Raw genomic sequence first — 23,129 nt, 5'->3', positions numbered from 1 at the left:
CACAGTTGTTTTGTGGCTGGCCAAAGTTACTTGGCGGACGACACCCGCCACACCTTGTTCCCCACATCATCGGCCACCAGCAAACCACCTTGCTGGTCAATCACCACGCCAACCGGGCGGCCCAATGCGTTCTCGTCCTTGTCGAGGAAGCCGGTCAGCACATCCACCGGTGCTCCGTTCGGCTTGCCGGCGGCGAATGGTACGAAAATCACCTTATAGCCACTGTGCGGTTTGCGGTTCCATGAGCCGTGCTGGCCGATAAACGCGCCTTCCTTGAACTGCGCGGGCAAGTTGTTGCCCTCGGCGAAGGTCAGGCCCAACGAGGCGGTGTGCGGGCCGACGGCATAGTCCGGAGCGATGGCCTTGGCCACCAGATCCAGATTCTGCGGCTTCACCCGGACATCCACGTGCTGGCCGTAATAGCTGAAAGGCCAGCCATAGAAGCCACCGTCCTTGACCGAGGTGATGTAGTCCGGCACCAGGTCGCTGCCGATTTCGTCACGTTCGTTGACTGCTGTCCACAGCGCGCCTGTGGTGGGTTCCCATGCTAGGCCGTTGGGGTTACGAATACCCGAGGCGAAGATCCGGTGATTGCCGGTGGCGCGATCCACTTCCCAGATCGCGGCGCGACCTTCCTCTTTATCCAGACCATTCTCGCCGACGTTGCTGTTCGAGCCGACGGTGACATACAGCTTGCTGCCGTCCTTGCTGGCGATGACGTTCTTGGTCCAGTGATGGTTCAGCGTACCGCCCGGCAGATCGGTAACCTTGATCGGCTGGGTCTTGATCTCCGTCGCACCGGGTTCGTAGTGGAAGCGCAGCAGGCGATCAGTGTCAGCGACGTACAAATCGTTGCCGACCAGGGTCATGCCGAATGGCGAGTTGAGGTTCTGCAGAAACACCGTGCGGGTCTCGGCCACGCCGTCGTGATCGGCGTCGCGCAGCAGGGTGATGCGGTTCGGGCTCGGCACGCCGGCACCGGCTTTGCCCATGACTTTCTTCATCACCCAGCCACGAATGCCGCTGCTGTCGTCAGGCTTGGGCGGAGCGTTGGTTTCCGCCACCAATACGTCACCGTTGGGCAGCACGTAGAGCCAGCGTGGGTGATCGAGGCCTTCGGCAAATGCAGCCACTTGCGTACCGGCTGCGGCGGTCGGTTTGCCACCTGCAGGCCAGCCGACCGCTGGGGCGATGTTCACCGTCGGGATCAGGGTTTTGTTCGGTTCAGGCAGTTTCGGTGACGGACCGGTGCCGTCGGAAACTTGCAGACTGGAGGATTCACCGCAGGCGGCGAGCCCTCCGGCGAGAGCGATGACGAGAGCGAGTCGGGTTTTGCGCATTGCTGATCTTCCCTATGAATGCATGGTTAATCATAGAGAAGCCTGCGCACCCGATGGTTCAACCGTTCAACCACGGGCCTCTTTGAACAGCACGGCGATGCCCGGATGATAGTTGCCCGCTTCGCTGCGCAACTTGCGGTAGGCGTAGGGGAAATACCAGGCCACGGCGCAGCAGTGTTCCTTTTGCAGGTCGTCGACCATGTCCTGCAGTTCTTCCGGGCTGGCGCTGTGCTGAGCCTTCTGCGGGGCGACGAACAGACAGCCGAGTTTGAGGTCACTGGCGAAGCTGATGCGTTTGGCATCGCTGGTGATGTCCATCAGGGCCTGAGTCAGGTTGAGGTTGTTGACCCGTGGCCAGCGCTGGGTGGCCTGAAGGTAGGCGCGGTCTTCGGACCCGGCTATGAACAGGTCGGCGCGGGCATTGCGCTCGCCGTCCTCGTTCTGCTTGCGGGTGGTGGTATCGCAGAGGGTCACCAGCTCGGCCATCCATGCCGCAGCGGAGAGCAAGCCGAGATTGGCTTTCTCGTCATGCCAGTAGGGCGTGTCGTTGTCACCGCGTACCGCTTTGTAACGGTCAATACAGTCAAACCAGCGTTCAAGCACCGGGCGCAGGAATTCCAGGCGCGGGTTGCTGATGATCATGCCTTGCATCGTCATCATCCTTATTGTTGTGGTGTGCTTTTTCAATCAAAAGCATGGCTCTTTGATATCACTTGTCTCAGTGTGGCACAAGATTGGCGTCAGATAATTGATCGGTGGCAGTTATTCGCCCGACGGCCCCCTCTTTAATTGACGCTCCACCCCCAACCCTCTAACCTTCGCGGCTTGTTTCAGGTGCTCTGTGACGCGTGTCGACAGAGTGAAACAGGGAAGCCGGTGAGGGTTGTCTTCAGGTGAAGAACGATCACGATCCCGGCGCTGCCCCCGCAACGGTAAATGAGTGAAAACTGCGCATTGAGCCACTGTGTCGACCGACGCGGGAAGGCGCGCAGTCAGGCGATTCGCCGCTCATGAGCCCGGAGACCGGCCTGATCCATCCAGCGGCATCACGGTGGGCGATGCCAGGCTTTTTGCCGTCTGTTCTTGTGCCTGCCCGCCGTTATCCAGCCTCAACGGAGAGCTCCCCATGACCGATTCCCCCGAGCGCGACGAACGCCATCTGGCGCGTATGCAACGCAAAAAAGCCGTGATCGACGAGCGCATCGCCAATTCGCCTGACGAATGCGGCCTGGTGCTGGTGTTGACCGGCAATGGCAAAGGCAAAAGCAGCTCGGCGTTCGGCATGCTCGCCCGCGCCATGGGCCACGGTATGCAGTGTGGCGTGGTGCAATTCATCAAGGGCCGCAACAGCACTGGTGAAGAGTTGTTCTTCCGCCGCTTCCCCGAGCAAGTGCGTTTTCACGTGATGGGCGAGGGTTTCACCTGGGAAACCCAGGACCGCCAGCGTGACATCGCCGCCGCCGAAGCTGCGTGGGCAGTGTCCCGCGAGCTGCTGCGCGATCCGTCGATCGGCCTGGTGGTGCTGGATGAACTGAACATCGCCCTGAAACACGGCTACCTCGATCTGGATCGAGTGCTCAGCGACCTGCAGGCGCGTCCGCCGATGCAGCACGTGATCGTCACCGGCCGCGCGGCCAAGCCGGAAATGATCGAAATGGGCGACACCGTCACCGAAATGGGCATGCTCAAGCACGCCTTCCAGGCCGGCATCAAAGCGCAGAAAGGCGTCGAACTTTGAATCAACCACGTCACTGCCCGGCGGTACTGATCGCCGCGCCGGCCTCCGGTCAGGGCAAGACCACCGTCACCGCCGCGCTCGCTCGCTTGCATCGCAACCAGGGGCGCAAGGTGCGCGTGTTCAAGTGCGGCCCGGACTTCCTCGACCCGATGATTCTCGAGCGCGCCAGCGGTGCGCCGGTGTATCAACTGGACATGTGGATGGTTGGCGAACAAGAAAGCCGCCGCCTGTTGTGGGAAGCCGCCGCCGAAGCCGATCTGATCCTGATCGAAGGTGTGATGGGCCTGTTCGACGGCACGCCGTCCAGCGCTGATCTGGCGCGGCATTTTGGTGTGCCTGTGCTTGGTGTGATCGATGGTACCGCCATGGCCCAGACCTTTGGTGCACTGGCGCTGGGGTTGGCGCGCTATCAGCCGGACCTGCCGTTTGCCGGGGTGCTGGCCAACCGCGTCGGCACCTTGCGTCATGCGCAATTGCTCGAAGGCAGTCTCACCGAAGGTCTGCGTTGGTACGGCGCGCTGTCGCGGGAAACCGGGATCGAGTTGCCGAGTCGCCATCTCGGTCTGGTGCAGGCCAGCGAATTGAATGATCTGGACCTGCGTCTCGACGCGGCGGCCGAAGCACTGGCCAGCAGTTGCGAGGTAGCGCTGCCACCGGCCGTGGAGTTCGCCGCGCCTGAAGTGATCCCTGCTGAGCCGCTGCTCGACGGCGTGCGCATCGCCGTCGCTCGTGACGAAGCCTTTGCCTTCACCTACGGTGCCAGCCTCGATCTGCTGCGGGCGATGGGCGCCGAGTTGAGTTTCTTCTCGCCGATCCGCGATACGCAGTTGCCCGACGCCGACAGTCTGTATCTGCCCGGTGGTTACCCGGAATTGCACCATGTCGCGCTGGCGCAAAATACTGTGATGCTGGATGCGATTCGCGCGCACCACGCTGCCGGCAAACCGCTGCTTGCCGAGTGCGGCGGCATGCTCTATCTGCTCGACGCGTTGACCGATGTCGAAGGCACCCGCGCCGAACTGGTCGGGCTGCTGCGCGGTGAGGCAGTGATGCAAAAACGTCTGGCGGCACTGGCACTGCAAGCGGTGGATTTGCCAGAAGGTTCGTTGCGCGGCCACACCTATCACCATTCCCTGACCAGCACCAAGCTGACGCCGATTGCCCGGGGCATCAGCCCGAATGGCGGGCGCGGGGCGGAGGCGGTTTATCGGGAAGGGCGGATGACGGCGTCGTACGTGCATTTTTACTTTCCGTCGAATCCCACGGCGATTGCTGCATTGTTTGCGCCAGATATCAAGGCCGCCTTCGCTGGCAAGCCAGCTCCCACAGTGGCCGGTGTCATGCCTGAAGAAACGCGATCCCCTGTGGGAGCTGGCTTGCCAGCGATGGGGCCATGACCGACAACGCATATTCCGAGGCCGAACGCGCAGCCGTCTACCGAGCCATCGCCGAACGCCGCGACATGCGCCACTTCACCGGCGGCACGGTCGAGCCGGAGCTGCTGCGCCGTCTGCTCGAAGCCGCGCATCAGGCGCCCAGCGTCGGTCTGATGCAGCCATGGCGCTTCATCCGCATCAGCGATCGCGCCCTGCGCGGGCAGATCCAGAACCTCGTCGAAGAAGAACGCGTGCGTACCGCCGAAGCCCTTGGCGAGCGTAGTGACGAGTTCATGAAGCTCAAGGTTGAAGGCATCAACGACTGCGCCGAAGTGCTGGTCGCGGCGCTGATGGATGATCGCGAAAAGCACATTTTCGGCCGTCGTACGCTGCCAGAAATGGACATGGCTTCGCTGTCCTGCGCGATTCAGAATCTGTGGCTGGCGTCCCGTGCCGAGGGGCTGGGCATGGGCTGGGTGTCGCTGTTCGAACCGCAGGCGCTGGCCGATCTGCTGCAGCTGCCGGCCGGGGCCAAGCCATTGGCGGTGTTGTGCCTGGGGCCGGTCAAGGCATTCTATCCGGCGCCGATGCTGGTACTCGAAGGGTGGGCGCAGGCGCGGCCGCTCAATGAGTTGCTGTACGAAAATTATTGGGGAGTGAGTCAATGAGTGTGGCGTTGTTGAGTGTCGCCGCGGTCGCGCTGGATGCGCTGCTGGGTGAACCGAAACGCTGGCATCCGCTGGTGGCGTTCGGCAACTTTGCCGGGCGCATCGAGCGCCGTTTCAATGCGGGCGGACGTGGCTGGCGCAGTCACGGGGTCACCGCGTGGGTGATCGCGGTGCTGCCGCTGACCTTGCTCGCGACCGCGTTTTCCTGGGCACCGTACGTGGGCTGGATCGTCGAGATTCTGGCGCTGTATTGCGCCCTCGGCATGCGCAGCCTCGGTGAGCATGTCGCGCCGGTAGCCGCCGCCTTGCGCGCCGATGATCTGGAAGAAGCGCGCAAGCGTGTTGGCTATCTGGTCAGCCGCCAGACCAGCGAACTGGACAGCTCCGCCGTTGCGCGCGCGGCCACCGAGTCGGTACTGGAGAACGGCAGTGACGCGGTGTTCGCCGCGCTGTTCTGGTTCGTCGTGGCCGGCGCGCCGGGCGTGGTGCTCTATCGCCTGAGCAATACGCTCGACGCGATGTGGGGCTATCGCAACGAACGCTTCGAGCGCTTCGGCTGGTGCGCGGCAAAAATCGACGACGTGCTCAACTACATTCCGGCCCGACTGGTGGCGCTGACCTACGCGCTGCTGGGCAACACCCGGCTCGCCTGGAAATGCTGGCGCAGCCAGGGCCCGCAATGGGACAGCCCCAACGCCGGTCCGGTGATGGCGGCTGGCGCCGGTGCGTTAGGCGTCGAACTGGGCGGCCCGGCGATCTATCACGGCGAACTGCATGAGCGCCCGCAACTGGGCGAAGGTGCGCCGGCGGATGCCGATTCGATTGATCGTGGCTGGCAATTGGTCCAGCGCGGGGTATGGTTATGGCTGCTGATTCTCTGCGTGGGGGCTGAATTCTATGCTTGAGCACGGTGGCCGGCTGCGCAAGGCTGCACTCGATTACGGGATTGCCGAGGCCGACTGGCTCGACCTGTCCAGCGGCCTTGCGCCGTGGCCGTTTGCGGTGCCGCAGATTCCGTTGCGCGCCTGGGCACGCTTGCCGGAAACCGACGACGGCCTGGAGCAGGCCGCGTGTGATTACTACGGTGCTTCGCAGGTGCTGCCGGTGGCCGGCTCGCAAATGGCGATCCAGCTGCTGCCGCGTTTGCGCCGCGCCGGCAAGGTCGGTGTGTTGTCGCCGTGTTATGCCGAGCACGCCGAAGCCTGGCGTCGCAGTGGTTACATCGTGCGCGAAGTGCTGGAGCAGGAAGTGGAGTTCTTTCTCGACAGCCTCGACGTGCTGGTGGTGGTCAATCCGAACAATCCCACTGGCCTGAGCCTGACCCCGGCGCGGCTGCTCGACTGGCACGCGCGGCTGGCTCAGCGCGGCGGCTGGCTGGTGGTCGATGAAGCGTTCATGGACAACACGCCGCAGTTGAGTCTGGCCTCGCATACCCATCAAGTCGGCCTGATTGTGTTGCGTTCGTTCGGCAAGTTTTTCGGTCTGGCCGGCGTGCGTCTGGGCTTTGTGCTGGCCGAGCGCAAGTTGCTCAGATTGCTCGCGGAACAGGTCGGACCCTGGGCGGTCAGCGGGCCGACGCGGGTGCTCGGTCAGGCTTGCCTGCAAGACACCGAAGCGCACACTCGGCAACGTATTCGCAGCGATGAGGCCAGTGAGCGTCTGGCGCTGCTGCTGGAGCGCTATGGCTTCAAACCCCACGGTGGTTGTGCGTTGTTTCAGTGGCTGATCACCGAGCACGCGCAAGCGCTACACGAGTTCATGGCCCGACGCGGGATCCTTCTGCGCATCTTCACCCACAACAGCAGTTTGCGTTTTGGCCTGCCGGCCAACGCCGCTGAGGAAGCGCGCCTCGAACAGGCGCTGCAAGCCTTTGCCAAGGAATCGAAATGACCACCGTGATGGTGCAAGGCACCACCTCCGACGCCGGTAAAAGCACGCTGGTGACGGCGCTGTGCCGCTGGGCCACCCGTCAGGGCGTGGCGGTGGTGCCGTTCAAACCGCAGAACATGGCGCTCAACAGCGCGGTGACCGCCGACGGCGGCGAGATCGGCCGGGCGCAAGCGGTGCAGGCGCAAGCCGCGCATCTCGAACCGCACACCGACATGAACCCGGTGTTGCTCAAGCCCAACAGCGACACCGGCGCGCAGGTAATCATCCATGGCCGCGCGGTCACCAGCATGAACGCAGTGGCCTATCACGACTACAAAGCCATCGCCATGCAAGCGGTGCTCGCATCGCACGAGCGGCTGAGCGCGGCCTATCCGCTGGTGATGGTTGAAGGCGCTGGCTCGCCGGCCGAAATCAATCTGCGTGCCGGTGACATCGCCAACATGGGCTTCGCCGAAGCGGTGGATTGCCCGGTGCTGCTGATCGCCGACATCAATCGCGGCGGGGTGTTTGCGCATCTGGTCGGCACGCTGGAGTTGCTGTCGCCGAGCGAGCAGACACGGGTCCAGGGCTTCATCATCAACCGTTTTCGCGGTGACATCGCCTTGCTGCAACCGGGCCTCGACTGGCTGGAACAACGCACCGGCAAACCGGTGGTCGGCGTGCTGCCGTACGTGATGGATCTGCATCTGGAGGCCGAGGATGGCATCGATCAGCGCCAGACCGACAAGGCCGAACAGGTGTTGAAAGTGGTGGTGCCGGTGCTGCCGCGCATCAGCAACCACACGGACTTTGATCCACTGCGCCTGCATCCGCAGGTCGATCTGCAATTCATCGGCCCGGGGCAGGCGATCCCTGCCGCCGACCTGATCATCCTGCCCGGCTCGAAAAGCGTGCGCAGCGACCTCGCGTATCTGCGTGCCAATGGCTGGGACACGGCGATCAATCGGCACTTGCGCTATGGCGGCAAGGTGCTGGGGATCTGTGGCGGTCTGCAAATGCTCGGCGAGCAAGTGCACGATCCGCTGGGCCTCGAAGGCGCGCCGGGTTCGAGTGCCGGCCTGGGTTTGCTGGCGTTCGAAACCACGCTGGAAGCCGAGAAGCAGTTACGCAATGTCCGAGGGCATCTGGCGTTGGAAAACGCCGAGGTCAGTGGCTATGAAATCCATGCAGGCGTGACGGTGGGGCCGGCGCTGGAAAATGCGGCGGTGCATCTGGATGACGGTCGTTGCGATGGCGCGCAGAGTCTGGACGGGCAGGTGTTCGGCACCTACCTGCATGGCTTGTTCGAATCACCGCAAGCCAGTGCCGCGTTACTGCGCTGGGCCGGGTTGAGTGCTGTGCAGGAGGTGGATTACCACGGCTTGCGCGAGCGCGATATCGAGCGGTTGGCGGATCTGGTGGAGCGGCATCTGGATACCGATTTGTTGCGTGAGCTCTGCGGGATTTGAGTGGCCTGCCCAGGCCCCATCGCTGGCAAGCCAGCTCCCACAGGGGAGTGAGGTGTTTCAGCCACTGCGATCACTGTGGGAGCGGGCTTGCCCGCGAAGAGGCCGGTTGCCTCAACACTTAATTTTCAGGATGTCCCCATGCACCAACTGATCCTCGGCGGCGCCCGCTCCGGCAAAAGTCGCCTGGCGGAAAAACTCGCCAGCGACAGCCATCTGGCTGTCACCTACATCGCCACCAGCCAGCCACTGGATGGTGAAATGAACGCCCGCGTCGCCCATCACCGCGCCCGGCGTCCGGCCGAATGGGCACTGATCGAAGAGCCCATAGCGCTGGCCCGCGTCCTGCGTGAAAGCGCCGACGCCGAGCGTTGCCTGCTGGTGGACTGCCTGACCCTGTGGCTGACCAATCTGCTGATGCTCGATGACGCCGCGCGTCTCGCCGCCGAACGTGAAGCTCTGCTGGACTGCCTGGCGTCATTGCCGGGGGAAATCATTTTTGTCAGCAACGAGACCGGAATGGGTGTCGTGCCGCTGGGCGAATTGACTCGCCGCTACGTCGATGAAGCCGGTTGGCTGCATCAAGCTCTGGCCGAGCGTTGTCAGCGAGTCGTCCTGACCGTCGCCGGTCTGCCCCTGACCCTGAAAGGACCTGCGTTATGACTCAAGCGTGGTGGTTGAACCCGTGCCAATCCGTAAATACCGAGATCGTTGAACACGCGGCGGCGCGCCAACAGCAGTTGACCAAACCGGCCGGCTCCCTCGGTCGCCTCGAAAGCGTGGCGGTGCAGCTGGCCGGATTGCAGGGGCAGATCAAGCCGACCCTCAAGCAGGTCTGGATCGCGATTTTTGCTGGTGATCACGGGGTGGTCGCGGAAGGTGTTTCCGCCTTCCCGCAGGAAGTCACCGGGCAGATGCTGCTCAACTTCGTCAGCGGCGGTGCGGCGATCAGCGTGCTGGCGCGCCAGCTCGATGCGCAATTGGAGGTGGTCGATCTGGGCACGGTGACGCCATCGTTGAACCTGCCGGGCGTGCGCCACCTTAACATCGGCCCGGGCACGGCGAATTTCGCGAAGGGCGCGGCGATGACCCAAGCGCAGGGCGAACTCGCCTTGCAGGCCGGTCGTGACAGCGTGCTGCGCGCCAAAGCGGCGGGCGCACAGTTGTTCATCGGTGGCGAAATGGGCATCGGCAACACCACTGCCGCCAGTGCACTGGCGTGTGCCTTGCTCGATTGCCCGGTGGCGCACCTGACCGGTCCCGGCACCGGGTTGAACGCCGAAGGCGTCAGTCATAAAGCACAAGTGATCGAGCGCGCACTGGCGCTGCACGCGGCGCAACGTGGCGATGCGCTGCAAACCCTGTTCAACCTCGGCGGTTTTGAAATCGCCGCACTGGTCGGCGCGTACCTGGCTTGTGCGCAGGAGGGCGTGGCGGTGCTGGTCGACGGCTTTATCTGCACGGTCGCCGCGTTGGTCGCGGTGCGGCTGAATCCAGCCTGCCGCGAGTGGCTGCTGTTCGGTCATCGTGGGGCCGAGCCAGGCCATCGCCATGTGCTGGAAACCCTCAATGCCGAACCGTTGCTGGAACTCGGTTTGCGTCTGGGCGAGGGCAGCGGAGCGGCGTTGGCCGTGCCGCTATTGCGTCTGGCCTGCGACCTGCACGGGCAGATGGCGACGTTCGCCGAAGCGGCGGTGGCGGATCGTCCGGCATGACGTTGCGTCTGGACCTGCTGCGCCACGGGGAGACGGAGCTGGGCGGCGGATTGCGCGGTAGCCTCGATGATGCGCTCACCGAAAAAGGTTGGGCGCAGATGCGTGCGGCGGTGATCGCCGGAGGGCCGTGGGATCGCTTGATCAGCTCGCCGCTGCAGCGTTGTGCGCGGTTTGCTGCAGAGCTGGGCGAGCAACTGAATCTGCCGGTGCAGTTGGACAAGGACCTGCAGGAACTGCATTTCGGTGCCTGGGAAGGGCAGAGCGCAGCGGCACTGATGGAGACCGATGCCGAGGCGCTGGGGTTGTTCTGGGCCGATCCGTATGCGTTCACGCCGCCGCAGGGTGAGCCGGTCAGTGATTTTGCGGCGCGCGTGCTGGGCGCAGTTGCGCGTTTGCATCAGGCCTATGCCGGTGAACGCGTTTTGTTGATCAGTCATGGCGGCGTGATGCGTCTGTTGCTGGCGCAGGCGCGAGGTTTGCCACGTGAGCAGTTGCTCAATGTCGAAGTCGCGCATGCTTCGCTGTTCGCGCTCAGCGTCGAGGCCGATGGCGTGCTCAAGGAAGGCCACTGAGATGCTGCCACTGTGGATCGCCCTGCAATTTCTCAGCAGCTTGCCGATTCGTCTGCCGGGGATGCCGGAGCCGCAACAGCTCGGGCGTTCGCTGTTGTTTTATCCGTTGGTGGGGCTGCTGTTCGGGGTGATCCTCTGGACATTCAACCTGGTATTGGCCGGCGCGCCGTTGTTGTTGCATGCGGCGCTGTTGCTGACGGTGTGGGTGCTGCTCAGCGGCGCGCTGCACCTCGACGGACTGGCCGACAGCGCCGATGCCTGGCTCGGTGGTTTCGGTGATCGCGAGCGCACGCTGACGATCATGAAGGATCCGCGCAGCGGGCCGATTGCCGTGGTGACGCTGGTGTTGGTGTTGCTGCTGAAGTTCTGCGCGTTGCTGGCGCTGATCGAGCAGGAGCACGCAGTGATATTGATCATCGTGCCGCTGCTGGGGCGCGCGGCGCTGCTGGGGCTGTTTCTGACCACGCCGTATGTGCGCGCGGGTGGGTTGGGGCAGGCGTTGGCTGATCATCTTCCGCGCCGGGCCGGTTGGTGGGTGCTTGGGGCGAGTGCGCTGGCCTGTTTGCTGATTGCCGGGGTGAAAGCGATTGTTGCGCTGGTTGTCGCGTTCGTCGGGTTTGTCTGGCTGCGGCAGGTGATGATGCGGCGGTTGGGTGGGACCACTGGCGATACGGCAGGGGCGTTGCTGGAATTGCTGGAGATGGCGGTGCTGGTTGGGGTGGTGTTGGTCTGACAGGCGTCTGTTGCCTGTTCGGACCTCATCGCTGGCAAGCCAGCTCCCACAAGTATTGAGGGCGTTTGCAGATTTTTTGAACACTTGCAAAAACTGTGGGAGCTGGCTTGCCAGCGATGGGGATGTGTCAGACGCCACAATCCTTATTGATAAACTCATGTGTAACTTGATTTAACACAGTCGCGGGTATATACACGCATCATGCTTCCTTCTCAGTGTTTGTGCACCAACCTGCGTCGCGCCGCTCGTGGCGTCAGCAGGCATTATGACGGCGCTCTCGACGGCTTCGGGATCAACGTTGCCCAGTATTCTTTGCTGTGCAATCTGCAGCGTCTGGATCAACCGAGCATCTCGGAACTGGCCGAAGCCATGGGTCTGGATCGCAGCACTTTGGGGCGCAATCTGCGGGTACTCGAAGGTGAGGGCCTGGTGGCGCTGGCCGAGGGCGAGGACATGCGCAATCGCATCGTCCGGCTCACCGAAACCGGTGCACAACGCCTCGCGGCGGCGCTGCCGGCCTGGGAAGCGGCGCAACAGCGATTGATCGATCGCTTGGGCGCCGAGAAGCGTGAAACCTTGCTGCGACTGTTGGATGAACTGGCCTGAGGGCCGGTTTTTCCGGATTTAAGCGGGTATATACCCGCGAACGGAGAATAACAATGACATCGATGTGGCGTACGTGCGGTTGGGTGTTGCTGGGAAGTGCGCTGATTCTGGCGTTGTCATTGGGCGTGCGGCACGGCTTCGGTCTGTTCCTGTCGCCGATGAGTGCGCAGTTCGGCTGGGGGCGCGAAGTGTTTGCCTTCGCCATCGCCCTGCAGAACCTGATCTGGGGTCTGGCGCAGCCGTTTACGGGGGCGCTGGCTGACCGTTTCGGGGCGGCGAAAGTGGTGCTGGTCGGCGGCGTGCTGTATGCCGCGGGCCTGGTGTGCATGGGGCTGTCCGATTCGGCGCTGACCCTGTCGCTGAGTGCCGGTCTGTTGATCGGTATCGGTCTGTCCGGTACGTCGTTCTCGGTGATTCTCGGCGTGGTCGGTCGTGCGGTGCCGCCGGAAAAACGCAGCATGGGCATGGGCATCGCCAGTGCTGCCGGTTCGTTCGGCCAGTTTGCGATGTTGCCGGGCACGCTGGGTTTGATCGGCTGGCTCGGCTGGTCGGCGGCGTTGCTGGTGCTGGGCCTGCTGGTGGCGCTGATCGTGCCGCTGGTGAGCATGCTCAAGGACAAGCCGCTGCCGGTGCTGGGCCATGAACAGAGCCTGTCCGAAGCGTTACGCGAAGCCTGTTCGCACTCGGGGTTCTGGCTGTTGGCATTCGGCTTTTTCGTCTGCGGCTTTCAGGTGGTGTTCATCGGTGTGCATCTGCCGGCCTATCTGGTTGATCAACATCTGCCGGCAACCGTCGGCACCACGGTGCTGGCGCTGATCGGTCTGTTCAATATCTTTGGCACTTATACCGCTGGCTGGCTCGGCGGACGCATGTCCAAGCCGCGTCTGCTGACGGCGTTGTATCTGCTGCGTGCGGTGGTGATCGTGCTGTTCCTGTGGCTGCCGGTGACGACGACGTCGGCGTACCTGTTCGGCATGGCCATGGGCTTCCTGTGGCTGTCGACGGTGCCGTTGACCAACGGCACGGTGGCGACCTTGTTTGGTGTGCGCAATCTGTCCATGCTCGGCGGCATCGTGTTCCTGTTTCATCAGCTTGGCTCGTTCCTCGGCGGCTGGCTGGGTGGCGTGGTGTATGACCGTACCGGGAGTTATGACTTGATCTGGCAAGTGGCGATTCTTTTGAGCCTGCTGGCGGCCGCGCTGAACTGGCCGGTACGCGAGCGTCCGGTGGCGCGTCTGCAGCCGACTGTCGGCGCCGTATGAAGCGCTCCTGGCCACGAATTGCTTTCACTGCACTCTGTGCCCTGTTGCTGGCGCTGGTGTGGTGGGGCTGGCATCAGGGCGGCCTGGCGTTGATGCAGTTGGGCATGGGCGCTTGCTTGTAGGCTTGGATGACGAGTAACGTCGGGAGTCTGATGACTGCTCAAAGGATGCCCGACATGCTCATGCGCTGGTGTGCTGTACCCGCGTTGCTGATGGCGTTGACCGGACTGGCCCAGGCGGCTGATTGCCCGGAGGCGCTGCAAGGTTCGTTGCCCAAGTTGCGCGCCAAGGAATCCGTCGATCTGTGCCAGCGCTACGCCGGCAAGCCGCTGGTGGTGGTCAATACCGCCAGTTTCTGTGGCTTCGCCCCCCAGTTCGAGGGCCTCGAAGCGCTCAATCAGCATTACAAGGCGCAAGGCCTGGAAATGCTCGGCGTGCCGTCCAATGACTTCAAGCAGGAGTCCAAGGACAGCGCCGAAACCGCCAAGGTCTGCTACGCCAACTACGGCGTGACGTTCACCATGACCGAACCGCAGAAGGTCCGTGGCGACGATGCGACTCACCTGTTCAAGGTGCTGGCCGAACAGAGCAGTGCGCCGAAGTGGAATTTCTACAAGTACGTGATTGATCGTCAGGGCAAGGTGATTGCCAATTTCTCCAGCCTGACCAAGCCGGATGATCCGGAGTTTATCGCGGCAGTTGAAAAGGCCATTGCTTCAAAACCACTGCAACCATGACCCTGTAGGAGCTGCGGAACGCTGCGATCTTTTGATCTTAAAAAACAAGATCAAAAGATCGCAGCCTCGTTTCACTCGACAGCTCCTACAGGTTGTAAATCTCAGGCACAAAAAAGCCCCGCTTTCTGTAAAGAGAGCGGGGCTTTTCTGTGGGCGAGGGTTTAGCCTCGCCGTGCAGCATCAGAAGCGGTAAGTAGCGCCAACACCGAAACCGTTTGCCGAGTTTTCATACTTGGCGTCGTAGGTTTGGCCACGATCGTTCTGGTTGTGGACCTTGACCGACTCTTCTTTCAGGTACGAGTAAGCCACGTCGATGGTCAGGTCTTCGGTCGGGCTCCAGCCGGCACCGATGCTGAAGATTGTGCGGTCGCCAGTAGGGATGCGTGGCGAGCGGTCGACGTTGTTGGTCGGCGACTGGTCGAAGGTCAGACCGGTACGCAGTACCCATTCCTTGTTCAGCTGGTACGAAGTACCCACGGCGTAAGCCCAGGAGTCGTGCCAGTTCTGCTCTTCCGTGATCTCGCCGAACTGGCCGGCCAGCAGCGGCTGGACGCCGGAGTTTTCAACGGTAATCTTCTTCAGCTGGCTCCAGCGGGTCCAGGTCGAACCGGCGTAGACGTTCCAGCGATCGTTGATCGCTTGAGTGACGGAGAAGTCCACCGATTCAGGCGTGGTGATCTTCAGCGAAGCGTCGTACTTCTGCTCGGCGCCCAGACCGACTGCGCCCAACACGCTGTAATTGACCTTGGTGTTGCCTTCGAGCTTGTAGTCGACTTTCGAGTGGTAGGTCAGACCCAGACGCGTGGTGTCGGTGGCCTGTACCAGCACGCCGATGTTGTAGCCCAGCGCGGTATCGTCACCCTTGATCTTGACCTTGCCGTCCGGCGCGGCCTGGGTGATCGACAGGTTGGATTCCAGCGTACCGTCGATACGGTTGATGGTCGGACCGAAACCGATCGACACCACATCGTTGAACTTGTAGCTGACAGTTGGCTGGAAAGTGATGACTTGTACTTCGGACTTGCTGCCGAAGTAACGGCCGCCAAAGCCTTTTTCATAGTCGGTAATCAGGCCGAACGGCACGTAAACGCCGAGGCCGAATGCCCAGTGCTCATCGATCGGTTTGACGTAGAAGCCCATAGGTACGGAGGTGAAGGGCACCATGTCGCCTTTGTTGCTGCCGCCGTTAGGGCTGGAGCTGGCGTCGCTGATATCGGTCTTGGCATCGAGGAATGCAACACCGCCGGTGACTTGTTCGCGCGTGAGGCGCGACATGCCGGCAGGGTTGCCATAAACAGTGCTTGCGTCGTCGGCAGAAGAGGATCGCCCAGCGTAACCAGTACCCATCCCGCTGATGCTGTGTTCGTTGATGGCAAAGCCAGCTGCGAAGATCTGGGTGGATGCCATGGTAACGGCGAGGCTAAGGGTGGTTTTGAGCATGACTTTTTTCATTATTAGAACTCCTGGTGATCACCGGGGCGAAAATTACCAACATTTTCGTTCCAGCGCTATAGTCCCTATGCCTTGAGTTAGAGCGGTTTTGTAGGACAATCCGACCAGATTCGCGACCTGTTGAGCGATCTTCTGAAACTTGCCAGTCAACACGCGACCTGATTCACCGGTGAAACACAGGTTTGCCAGGCGTAGGTGAAGTCGCGCAGACGGCCTTGCGGCTGGAAGGTCTGACGCCAGATTCGCGCCATGCCCAGCAGATCGCCCGGGGCGGGGAGGGTGGGGTGTTGTTCTTCTACCAGCAGCCAGGCGATGGCGGTGGCGTAACGCAGGTTGACGGTCAATTCCAGGTGCGGGCCGCTCAAAAAAGCATGTTGGCTGGCGAGGCCGCGAACCAGGCTCGCACGCTCCGGATCGAGTGCCAGATAGTGATCCCAGAGGGCCTGGTGGCGGTGCTCGGCAATCCGGTAGAGGCCGTGGCCACGGCGGTCATGCAGGGCGGAACCGAGGGCGGACTGGCTGGCGGCAATGCCCAGCAGCAGGGATTCGGCAGTTGCGCAGTGGCGTCCCAGATAAATCAGTGTGGGACGGATCACATAGCGGCACAGTTCGCTGGCAGCGATACCCATAAAACCCTCGGATCTTGTAATTGGGCGGCGATACCTGAAGGGGCCTTGGCAGCGGTGGATCGAATCAGGCTCGCCGAAAGCGGATCAAGCCGCTTGAGTTGAAGTGTAGTGTCATATTCGCGACGTAAAGGCCTGTTTTTAAAATATTTCCGGCAGCGAGCCACAGGCGTTATATCCGAAGGTGCTTAGGCGTGAATGGCTAAAAGCGAAATATCGGGCAATAAAAAACCCCGCATTTTGTGCGGGGCTTTTGCTTTTGCAGCCTTTTCGGCTCTCAGGCAATCAATGCCTGACGCGTACGATCAATAATGGCCTGCAGCGGTTCGGCGCTGGAGTATTGATCGGGGTACAGACGCTCGCTGTGGCGAGCGATCCCGTGTTCATTGACCACGGTGAAGCTGAAGCAGCCTTTGCGAGCGGCCATGATCAGGCAGTTCATTGGGGCAAAAGCGTTGGTTAGGGTGCGAATGGCATCCTGAGTCTGGATTTGAGTAGACATAGTTATTAGGTGTTCCTACAAATGACACGGATAAGAACCGTGCAACGTTAAAACGTTCCAGTAATGTCGACCACCATTGGTCGAACAAAGAACCCGACTGGAACAAAGCAGCCAGTTTGAAGCGCTGATAAGTTGGCGCGCTTGGGCTGGCAGGTAGGTACTTAGGAGGACAGGCAACACATCGAGGGCAGAGGTTCTGGGCCCGGGGTGAAGATCCTGATCAATTTGCAGGTTGGTTCGGTCAGAGTAAGTGGTCTTCGCAGCACCCTTTGCATTCATTCAAAGGCTGTGCTGGCGCAAGATTTACCTGGAAACCATCGAGGGGTCGCTCCCGCTTTTTTCGGTGAAGGGCTTCTGGGAAGAAGGTTGACCGTGGGGGTGTGTTCGACCGGAATTGACTTTCAGCTTGGTACTAACGCCGCGGATAGTAACGAAACGTCCTGGACAATGCAAACCCTGCGGCAAAAAAGATTTCGGTCGGTGGCGCGGATCGTGGGTGACAGGGCTGGCCCTTTCGCGAGCAGGCTCACTCCCACAGGAGAACGGGGACCGAATGTGGGAGCGAGCCTGCTCGCGAAGAAGCCGTCCGTCGCCACAAAAGCGTGCAGCCATGCCCATCGCCAACCCGCTTATCCACTGCTCAGGGCGCAAAACGACCCGAAAAAGCGCATCGATATAACCGGGTAACAGGTACTTGTGCACATTAGTTGCGCAGACGGTAACCTCACTGTCATATCAATCCTGACCCCGGTGGCTGCCTGCATCAAAAGTTTAAGTCAATGAAAAATATCGTCTTTTTTTGTTGGTGAAAAAATCGTCAGTTTGACTGCGAGCCCCATTCCACAAGGCTTTGCGGAGGTTCGGGAGCGGTTGTCCACTGAGTTATCCACAGCTTCTGTGGATTGTCCCTAGCGCTTGCTCTAGGACGGGCGTGCCGGGTTTTTTTCGACTTTACCTGTACGAAAAAGAGAGTAGAGTGGCGCGCCTTCCGATCTGTCCCACAGTGTTTTATGAAGTTTCGCTCAGTATCAGACTCTGTTACCTCCGAACACCCTCGTGTTACCTCACCCAAGCGATTTTCCGTGCGTGTGGCCGAATGGCTGCTCGACAGCCCGCGCCTGGGCGATAGCCGTAATGCCAAGCATCTGGCGGGGCGTCTGCTCAAGCAACCGGCGCGCGAAGGCGTGGTCGCCGCGCAAAGTCGTCTCGGCCAATTGATGTGCCGCGAGTGCGGCAATGCCCGTGATCGGCGCATCGGCCAGGATCTGCTGCGCCAGGCCGCTCGCGCCGGCGACCGTCGTGCACAACGGGAACTCGGTCTGCTCGAAGACTGAGCTGTCCAACACCCCACGCCTTGGTTAACCTTCAGGCTTTATCGGATCGGCAGGAGTGGCTATGGCTATGGACTTGACCAGCGTGTTGCTCGGTCTGGCGGGCGCGGGATTACCGCTGCTGGCGCTGGCCTGGCAACTGCAGCGGCGGGCCAGCGATCGGCAAGCCGAGGTCGCCTTGCTCGAAGAGCGCCTGGCCATGGCGCAACTGGCGCAGGACGGGCTTAACGTGCAGTTGGAAGCCAGCCGCGATGAAATCGTCGACCTCGGCCAGGCCAATGCCGCCAGGCAGGCGGAGTTGGCGGCTCTGCGCCGCGAAGTCGAGTTGTTGCAGATCGAACGCGATGACGCCCGTGACGCGTCCCACGCCTGGAACATCGAGCGTGCCAACAAAGAGGCCGAATTGCGCCGCCTCGACGCCCAGACCGCTTCGCTGAACGCCGAACTGCGCGAGCAACAGGAAAGCCATCAACAACGTCTCAGCGACCTGCAAGGCTCGCGCGATGAGTTGCGCGCGCAGTTCGCCGAGCTGGCAGGAAAGATCTTCGATGAGCGTGAACAGCGCTTTGCCGAGACCAGTCAACAGCGTCTCGGCCAGTTGCTCGATCCGCTAAAAGAGCGCATCCAGTCCTTCGAAAAACGCGTGGAAGAGAGCTATCAGGCCGAAGCCCGCGAGCGCTTTTCGCTGGCCAAAGAGCTGGAGCGTCTGCAGCAATTGAACCTGCGTCTGAGTGACGAAGCGACCAACCTGACCCGTGCCCTCAAAGGCCAGAAAACCCAAGGCAACTGGGGTGAGTTGATTCTTGAGCGGGTGCTGGAACACGCCGGTCTGGAGAAGGGTCGCGAGTACCAGACCCAGGTCAACCTCAAGGGGCCGGACGGCGAGCGCTTCCAGCCGGACGTGATCATTTACCTGCCGGGCGACAAGCAGGTGGTGGTCGACTCCAAGGTCAGCCTCACGGCGTATCAGCAGTACGTCGCCGCTGAAGACGACACCCTCGGCCAGATCGCGATCAAGCAGCACGTGCTGTCGCTGCGCAGTCACGTCAAAGGCCTGGCCGGCAAGGATTACAAGCGTCTGGAAGGCCTGCACAGCCTCGATTTCGTGTTGCTGTTCGTGCCGATCGAAGCGGCATTTTCCGCCGCTCTACAAGCTGAGCCGACGCTGTTTCAGGAGGCGTTCGACCGCAACATCGTGATCGTCAGCCCGACCACGTTGTTGGCGACGCTGCGGGTGATCGACAGCCTGTGGAAGCAGGAGCGACAGAGCCAGAACGCCCGGGAAATCGCCGAGCGTGCCGGCTGGCTGTACGACAAATTCGTGCTGTTCATTCAGGATCTGGACGAAGTCGGCAATCGCCTGCAACAGCTGGACAAGGCCTACAGTTCGGCGCGCAACAAACTCACGGAAGGGCGCGGCAACCTGGTCAGCCGTAGTGAACAGCTCAAACTGCTCGGTGCGCGGGCGAGCAAGAGTCTGCCGGCGGACTTGTTGGAACGGGCGATGACCGATGTCGACGGGCTGGTCGAACTGCCAGAGTGAAGAGCAAAAGATCGCAGCCTGCGGCAGCTCCTACAGGATGAATGCAAATCCCATGTAGGAGCTGCCGCAGGCTGCGATCTTTTGCTTTACAGCGGCACATACCGACTCAACAACGCCCGCAACGCCGCCGGTTTCACCGGTTTGGCCAGATAATCCAGCCCTGCCGCATGCACCTGCGCCACCGTCTCCGGGCGGCCATCGGCACTGATCACCACCCCCGGCACCGGCTCGCCTAACGTGGTGCGCAGCCACGCCATCAGCTCGGTTCCGGTATCGCCGTGGTCGAGGTGATAGTCGACCAGTGCCAGTTGCGGTCGTACGCCATCGTTGAGCAACGCCGCGCATTCTTCGCGATTGCGCGCCGTCCACACCTGACAGCCCCAGCGGGTGAGCAGGCTGTTCATGCCAATCAGAATGCTGTCTTCGTTGTCGATGCACAGTACTTGCGCGCCGCTGAGCAACTTGCCGTTCAACTCCACCGCGGCGTTCTGCGGCAGCGCTTGCGTCCGGGCCAATGGCACGCTGACGCTGAACACGCTGCCGCGTCCCGGCCACGAACGTACGCGCAGGGTATGGCCAAGCACGCGACATAAACCGTCGGCAATCGCCAGGCCCAGGCCGAGGCCTTTTTCGGCGCGGGTCTGATGGCTGTCGAGGCGTTTGAATTCCTCGAAAATCACCTGTTGCTTGTCTTCCGGAATCCCCGGTCCGCGATCCCACACTTCCAGACACAGTTCACTGCCGCGACGGCGTACGCCCAGCAGCACCGGGCCCTTGGCGTAGCGGAACGCGTTGGTCAGGAAGTTCTGCAAGATCCGCCGCAGCAGCTTGATGTCGCTGTCGATGCGCAAATGACTGCCGCGCACCCGGAACGTCAGCCCTTGTTCCTGCGCCAGCGCCTTGAATTCGGCGCCGAGGGTGTCGAACAGCTCGTTGACCGCGAACGGCTTGCGATCGGGGTTGATCTTGCCGTTTTCCAGGCGGGAAATATCCAGCAGGTCGCTGATCAGGTCTTCTGCCGAACGCAGCGAACTGTCGAGGTGTTGCACCAGTTTCTGTGCCTCGCTGCTCAAACCGTCGTCCTGGTGGGACAGGGCGGCAGAGAACAGGCGCGCGGCGTTCAACGGCTGCATCAAGTCATGGCTGACGGCGGCGAGGAAACGGGTTTTCGACTGATTCGCGGCCTCGGCATGGCCCTTGGCTTCGGTGAGTGCAACGTTGAGCTGCGACAGCTCTTGGGTGCGCTCGCTGACCCGTTGCTCCAAACCTTCGTTGGCCTCGGTCAGCGCCTGCTCGGCTTCGCGGAACGCGGTGATGTCGGTGAAACTCATGACGAAGCCGCCGCCGGGCATCGGGTTGCCGATCAGCTCGATCACCCGGCCATTGGGGAACAAGCGTTCGGACGTGTGCGCACGCCCCTGACGCATCCAGTGCAGGCGCCGGGCAACGTGGACTTCCGCCTCGCCGGGGCCGCACAAGCCGCGTTCGGCGTTGTAGCGAATGATGTCGGCAATCGGCCGGCCGACGCTGATCAAACCGTCCGGGTAGTTGAACAGCTCCAGATAGCGCCGGTTCCACGCCACCAGTTTCAGCGACTGGTCGACCACGCTGATGCCCTGGGTAATGTTTTCGATCGCGCCTTGCAGCAAGGCGCGGTTGAACTGCAGGACTTCCGAGGCTTCGTCGGCGATTCGGACGACGTCTTCCAGCTGCATTTCCCGACCTTCAATCGCGGCTTTTACTACCGCGCGCGTCGACGAAGCGCCGAGTACACCGGCCAGCAGACGTTCGGTGTGGGCGATCCATTCGCCGTCAGCATTCTGGTTCGGGTTGAAGCCCTTGCCCTGGCGGTAAGCGAAACGAATGAAGCTCTGCCGCGCGCGTTCCTCGCCGACAAAGCGCGCCGCCAGTTGCAGCAAATCATCAATCTGCACCGCGAGCATCGAGCGCGCACTCGGCCGGGCACTGATTTCCTGGCCGATGAAGCGCCCGGCCTGCCAGTGTTCCGAGACCCGCGTGCGCGACAACACCGAGACCCATGCAAACAGCGTGAAGTTGCCCGCCAGTGACAGCACCACGCCTTGGGTCAGTGGGGTGATCGGCAGGTTCAGCGGGTTACTGTGCAGCCACGAAAGGCCCGGGAACGTGCTCAGCGACCAGCCGAGACTGTGGGCGGCAATCGGCAGGATCAGCGTGTAGAACCAGAGGAACGTACCGGCGGCCAGACCGGCGAAAACCCCGCGACGGTTGGCCTGCTTCCAGTACAGCGCGCCGAGCATCGCCGGAGCCAGTTGGGTGACGGCGGCGAAGGCGATCTGGCCGATGGTTGCGAGGCTTGCGGTGGAGCCGAGCAAGCGGTAACTGACGTAGGCCAGCAACAGAATCAGCACGATGCTCACGCGGCGCACCGAGAGCATCCACTGGCGGAACACTTCGAACGGGCGCTCGGCGTTGTTACGGCGCAGCAACCACGGCAACAGCATGTCGTTGGAAACCATGGTCGACAGTGCCACGCTGGCCACAATCACCATGCCGGTGGCCGCCGAGGCGCCGCCGATGAACGCCAGCAACGCCAAGGCCGGATGGGCCTGGGCCAGCGGCAGGCTGATCACGAACGAGTCGGGCAGTACGTGGCTCGGCAGCATCATCTGCCCGGCGAGGGCGATCGGCACCACGAACAGCGCGGCCAGCGCCAGATAAGCCGGGAACACCCATTTGGCCAGGCGCAGGTCTTGCGGGTCGATGTTCTCCACCACGGTGACATGAAACTGTCGTGGCAGGCAGATGATCGCCATCATCGCCACACCCGTTTGCACCACCATCGACGGCCAGTTGATGGTTTCTTTCCAGTATTGCTCCAGTCGTGGCGCGAGCATGGCCTGATTGAACAGGTCGTCGAAACCGTCATACAGGCCAAAGGTGACGAAGGCGCCGACAGCAAGAAAGGCGAACAGCTTGACCAGTGATTCAAAGGCAATCGCCAGCACCATGCCGCGGTGGTGCTCGGTGGCGTCGAGGTTGCGCGTGCCGAAGACGATAGTGAACAGCGCCAGCACCAGCGACACGATCAGCGCGGTGTCCTGGGCGCGGGTGCCCATGGCGTCGGCACCGGCGCCGATCAACAGGTTTACACCGAGGACGATGCCTTTGAGTTGCAGAGCGATATAAGGGAGAACGCCGACCAGACAGATCAGCGCGACCACCACTGCCAGCGATTGCGATTTGCCGTAGCGCGCGGCGATGAAGTCGGCAATCGAGGTGATGTTCTCCTGTTTGCTGATCATCACCATTTTCTGCAGGACCCACGGCGCGCCCAGCAACAAGAGGATCGGCCCGAGGTAGATCGGCAGGAATGACCACAGCTGTTCGGCGGCTTGGCCGACGGCGCCGAAGAACGTCCAACTGGTGCAATAAACCGCCAGCGACAGGCTGTATACCCACGCGCGCATCCGCGGCGGCAACGGCGTGCTGCGACGGTCGCCATAGAAGGCGATGGCGAACATGATGGCCATATAGGCCAGGGCGACGGCGGCGATCAGCCCGGTGGACAGCGACATGCAACACTCCCGACAAAAGACTCCCCGGCAATCCTG

General features: G+C 61.9%; 22 protein-coding genes and 1 riboswitch. Of the genes, 16 read left to right on the top strand and 6 right to left on the bottom strand.

Going from position 1 to position 23,129, the window contains the following annotated elements; translation table 11 throughout:
* Nucleotides 1–26: 26 nt before the first annotated feature.
* Nucleotides 27–1,340 (bottom strand): PQQ-dependent sugar dehydrogenase, encoded by a 1,314-nt coding sequence (locus AB1J88_RS12430; RefSeq protein WP_430291184.1) that lies wholly within the window; start codon nucleotides 1,338–1,340, stop codon nucleotides 27–29.
* A gap of 66 nt (nucleotides 1,341–1,406) precedes the next feature.
* A complete protein-coding gene (locus tag AB1J88_RS12425; protein WP_430291183.1) occupies nucleotides 1,407–1,991 on the bottom strand; it encodes a hypothetical protein in 585 nt (194 codons plus the stop codon).
* A gap of 164 nt (nucleotides 1,992–2,155) precedes the next feature.
* Nucleotides 2,156–2,386, top strand: a riboswitch (cobalamin riboswitch).
* A gap of 80 nt (nucleotides 2,387–2,466) precedes the next feature.
* On the opposite strand from AB1J88_RS12425, the gene cobO reads away from it, so the two are divergent.
* The 14 genes from cobO (at nucleotide 2,467) to AB1J88_RS12355 (ending at nucleotide 14,082) form a co-directional block, all read left to right on the top strand.
* Nucleotides 2,467–3,078 (top strand): cob(I)yrinic acid a,c-diamide adenosyltransferase, encoded by a 612-nt coding sequence (cobO, locus tag AB1J88_RS12420; RefSeq protein WP_041074346.1) that lies wholly within the window; start codon nucleotides 2,467–2,469, stop codon nucleotides 3,076–3,078.
* Nucleotides 3,075–4,475, top strand: coding sequence for a cobyrinate a,c-diamide synthase (locus AB1J88_RS12415; protein WP_430291182.1), 1,401 nt, complete (start codon nucleotides 3,075–3,077; stop codon nucleotides 4,473–4,475). The genes cobO and AB1J88_RS12415 overlap by 4 nt, the downstream gene beginning before the upstream one ends.
* Nucleotides 4,472–5,122 (top strand): 5,6-dimethylbenzimidazole synthase, encoded by a 651-nt coding sequence (gene bluB / locus AB1J88_RS12410; protein ID WP_086794931.1) that lies wholly within the window; start codon nucleotides 4,472–4,474, stop codon nucleotides 5,120–5,122. Before AB1J88_RS12415 ends, bluB begins: the two co-directional genes overlap by 4 nt.
* Complete coding sequence (cbiB, locus tag AB1J88_RS12405) at nucleotides 5,119–6,027, top strand: adenosylcobinamide-phosphate synthase CbiB (protein ID WP_430291181.1); 909 nt, start codon at nucleotides 5,119–5,121, stop codon at nucleotides 6,025–6,027. The genes bluB and cbiB overlap by 4 nt, the downstream gene beginning before the upstream one ends.
* Nucleotides 6,020–7,012 (top strand): threonine-phosphate decarboxylase CobD, encoded by a 993-nt coding sequence (cobD, locus tag AB1J88_RS12400; protein WP_047292880.1) that lies wholly within the window; start codon nucleotides 6,020–6,022, stop codon nucleotides 7,010–7,012. Before cbiB ends, cobD begins: the two co-directional genes overlap by 8 nt.
* On the top strand, nucleotides 7,009–8,460 hold the full coding sequence (locus tag AB1J88_RS12395) for a cobyric acid synthase (protein ID WP_430291180.1): 1,452 nt from the start codon (nucleotides 7,009–7,011) through the stop codon (nucleotides 8,458–8,460). The genes cobD and AB1J88_RS12395 overlap by 4 nt, the downstream gene beginning before the upstream one ends.
* A 138-nt stretch (nucleotides 8,461–8,598) precedes the next feature.
* Nucleotides 8,599–9,120: a bifunctional adenosylcobinamide kinase/adenosylcobinamide-phosphate guanylyltransferase gene (gene cobU / locus AB1J88_RS12390; protein ID WP_222015686.1), complete on the top strand. Its 522-nt coding sequence runs from the start codon at nucleotides 8,599–8,601 to the stop codon at nucleotides 9,118–9,120.
* On the top strand, nucleotides 9,117–10,172 hold the full coding sequence (cobT, locus tag AB1J88_RS12385; RefSeq protein WP_430291179.1) for a nicotinate-nucleotide--dimethylbenzimidazole phosphoribosyltransferase: 1,056 nt from the start codon (nucleotides 9,117–9,119) through the stop codon (nucleotides 10,170–10,172). The genes cobU and cobT overlap by 4 nt, the downstream gene beginning before the upstream one ends.
* Entirely contained in the window at nucleotides 10,169–10,744 is a 576-nt protein-coding gene (cobC, locus tag AB1J88_RS12380; protein ID WP_222015670.1) for an alpha-ribazole phosphatase family protein, read from the top strand. The genes cobT and cobC overlap by 4 nt, the downstream gene beginning before the upstream one ends.
* A 1-nt stretch (nucleotide 10,745) precedes the next feature.
* Complete coding sequence (locus tag AB1J88_RS12375; protein ID WP_430291178.1) at nucleotides 10,746–11,477, top strand: adenosylcobinamide-GDP ribazoletransferase; 732 nt, start codon at nucleotides 10,746–10,748, stop codon at nucleotides 11,475–11,477.
* A gap of 201 nt (nucleotides 11,478–11,678) precedes the next feature.
* Nucleotides 11,679–12,083 carry a MarR family winged helix-turn-helix transcriptional regulator gene (locus AB1J88_RS12370; protein WP_007950413.1) on the top strand — a complete coding sequence of 135 codons (405 nt, stop codon included), beginning with the start codon at nucleotides 11,679–11,681 and terminating at the stop codon, nucleotides 12,081–12,083.
* A 53-nt stretch (nucleotides 12,084–12,136) separates the two neighbouring features.
* On the top strand, nucleotides 12,137–13,345 hold the full coding sequence (locus tag AB1J88_RS12365) for an MFS transporter (protein WP_041074326.1): 1,209 nt from the start codon (nucleotides 12,137–12,139) through the stop codon (nucleotides 13,343–13,345).
* Nucleotides 13,342–13,467, top strand: coding sequence for a hypothetical protein (locus AB1J88_RS12360; RefSeq protein WP_430291177.1), 126 nt, complete (start codon nucleotides 13,342–13,344; stop codon nucleotides 13,465–13,467). Before AB1J88_RS12365 ends, AB1J88_RS12360 begins: the two co-directional genes overlap by 4 nt.
* Before the next feature lie 54 nt (nucleotides 13,468–13,521).
* A complete protein-coding gene (locus tag AB1J88_RS12355) occupies nucleotides 13,522–14,082 on the top strand; it encodes a glutathione peroxidase (protein ID WP_041074325.1) in 561 nt (186 codons plus the stop codon).
* Between the two features lie 180 nt (nucleotides 14,083–14,262).
* On the opposite strand, the gene AB1J88_RS12350 is transcribed toward AB1J88_RS12355, so the two are convergent.
* The 3 genes from AB1J88_RS12350 to AB1J88_RS12340 form a co-directional block, all read right to left on the bottom strand.
* Nucleotides 14,263–15,534, bottom strand: a complete 1,272-nt coding sequence (locus tag AB1J88_RS12350; RefSeq protein WP_086794935.1) for an OmpP1/FadL family transporter — start codon at nucleotides 15,532–15,534, stop codon at nucleotides 14,263–14,265.
* Between the two features lie 146 nt (nucleotides 15,535–15,680).
* Complete coding sequence (locus AB1J88_RS12345) at nucleotides 15,681–16,163, bottom strand: hypothetical protein (protein ID WP_041074321.1); 483 nt, start codon at nucleotides 16,161–16,163, stop codon at nucleotides 15,681–15,683.
* A gap of 274 nt (nucleotides 16,164–16,437) precedes the next feature.
* Nucleotides 16,438–16,662 (bottom strand): hypothetical protein, encoded by a 225-nt coding sequence (locus AB1J88_RS12340; protein WP_007962908.1) that lies wholly within the window; start codon nucleotides 16,660–16,662, stop codon nucleotides 16,438–16,440.
* Nucleotides 16,663–17,672: 1,010 nt separating this feature from the next.
* On the opposite strand from AB1J88_RS12340, the gene AB1J88_RS12335 reads away from it, so the two are divergent.
* A complete protein-coding gene (locus tag AB1J88_RS12335) occupies nucleotides 17,673–17,996 on the top strand; it encodes a sel1 repeat family protein (RefSeq protein ID WP_084234297.1) in 324 nt (107 codons plus the stop codon).
* 175 nt (nucleotides 17,997–18,171) lie between these two features.
* The gene (gene rmuC / locus AB1J88_RS12330; RefSeq protein WP_430292690.1) at nucleotides 18,172–19,536 is read left to right on the top strand and encodes a DNA recombination protein RmuC; all 1,365 of its coding nucleotides are present in this window, start codon (nucleotides 18,172–18,174) and stop codon (nucleotides 19,534–19,536) included.
* An 86-nt stretch (nucleotides 19,537–19,622) separates the two neighbouring features.
* Here rmuC and AB1J88_RS12325 read toward each other — a convergent pair whose 3' ends face one another.
* On the bottom strand, nucleotides 19,623–23,093 hold the full coding sequence (locus tag AB1J88_RS12325; protein ID WP_108182098.1) for a hybrid sensor histidine kinase/response regulator: 3,471 nt from the start codon (nucleotides 23,091–23,093) through the stop codon (nucleotides 19,623–19,625).
* Between the last annotated feature and the right edge of the window lie 36 nt (nucleotides 23,094–23,129).

The organism is Pseudomonas sp. S8, assembly GCF_050473925.1.
Classification (GTDB): Bacteria; Pseudomonadota; Gammaproteobacteria; order Pseudomonadales; family Pseudomonadaceae; genus Aquipseudomonas; species Aquipseudomonas parakoreensis.
The sequence above is the reverse complement of the archived record's forward strand: the minus strand, read 5'-3'. Positions and strand labels throughout refer to the sequence as shown.

Bases quoted from the DNA above. Each gene is read 5' to 3' on its own strand.
- AB1J88_RS12430 (WP_430291184.1), bottom strand. From the start codon at position 1,340: ATGCGCAAAACCCGACTCGCTCTCGTCATCGCTCTCGCCGGAGGGCTC.
- AB1J88_RS12425 (WP_430291183.1), bottom strand. From the start codon at position 1,991: ATGCAAGGCATGATCATCAGCAACCCGCGCCTGGAATTCCTGCGCCCG.
- cobO (WP_041074346.1), top strand. From the start codon at position 2,467: ATGACCGATTCCCCCGAGCGCGACGAACGCCATCTGGCGCGTATGCAA.
- bluB (WP_086794931.1), top strand. From the start codon at position 4,472: ATGACCGACAACGCATATTCCGAGGCCGAACGCGCAGCCGTCTACCGA.
- cbiB (WP_430291181.1), top strand. From the start codon at position 5,119: ATGAGTGTGGCGTTGTTGAGTGTCGCCGCGGTCGCGCTGGATGCGCTG.
- cobD (WP_047292880.1), top strand. From the start codon at position 6,020: ATGCTTGAGCACGGTGGCCGGCTGCGCAAGGCTGCACTCGATTACGGG.
- AB1J88_RS12395 (WP_430291180.1), top strand. From the start codon at position 7,009: ATGACCACCGTGATGGTGCAAGGCACCACCTCCGACGCCGGTAAAAGC.
- cobU (WP_222015686.1), top strand. From the start codon at position 8,599: ATGCACCAACTGATCCTCGGCGGCGCCCGCTCCGGCAAAAGTCGCCTG.
- cobT (WP_430291179.1), top strand. From the start codon at position 9,117: ATGACTCAAGCGTGGTGGTTGAACCCGTGCCAATCCGTAAATACCGAG.
- cobC (WP_222015670.1), top strand. From the start codon at position 10,169: ATGACGTTGCGTCTGGACCTGCTGCGCCACGGGGAGACGGAGCTGGGC.
- AB1J88_RS12375 (WP_430291178.1), top strand. From the start codon at position 10,746: ATGCTGCCACTGTGGATCGCCCTGCAATTTCTCAGCAGCTTGCCGATT.
- AB1J88_RS12370 (WP_007950413.1), top strand. From the start codon at position 11,679: ATGCTTCCTTCTCAGTGTTTGTGCACCAACCTGCGTCGCGCCGCTCGT.
- AB1J88_RS12365 (WP_041074326.1), top strand. From the start codon at position 12,137: ATGACATCGATGTGGCGTACGTGCGGTTGGGTGTTGCTGGGAAGTGCG.
- AB1J88_RS12360 (WP_430291177.1), top strand. From the start codon at position 13,342: ATGAAGCGCTCCTGGCCACGAATTGCTTTCACTGCACTCTGTGCCCTG.
- AB1J88_RS12355 (WP_041074325.1), top strand. From the start codon at position 13,522: ATGCTCATGCGCTGGTGTGCTGTACCCGCGTTGCTGATGGCGTTGACC.
- AB1J88_RS12350 (WP_086794935.1), bottom strand. From the start codon at position 15,534: ATGAAAAAAGTCATGCTCAAAACCACCCTTAGCCTCGCCGTTACCATG.
- AB1J88_RS12345 (WP_041074321.1), bottom strand. From the start codon at position 16,163: ATGGGTATCGCTGCCAGCGAACTGTGCCGCTATGTGATCCGTCCCACA.
- AB1J88_RS12340 (WP_007962908.1), bottom strand. From the start codon at position 16,662: ATGTCTACTCAAATCCAGACTCAGGATGCCATTCGCACCCTAACCAAC.
- AB1J88_RS12335 (WP_084234297.1), top strand. From the start codon at position 17,673: ATGAAGTTTCGCTCAGTATCAGACTCTGTTACCTCCGAACACCCTCGT.
- AB1J88_RS12325 (WP_108182098.1), bottom strand. From the start codon at position 23,093: ATGTCGCTGTCCACCGGGCTGATCGCCGCCGTCGCCCTGGCCTATATG.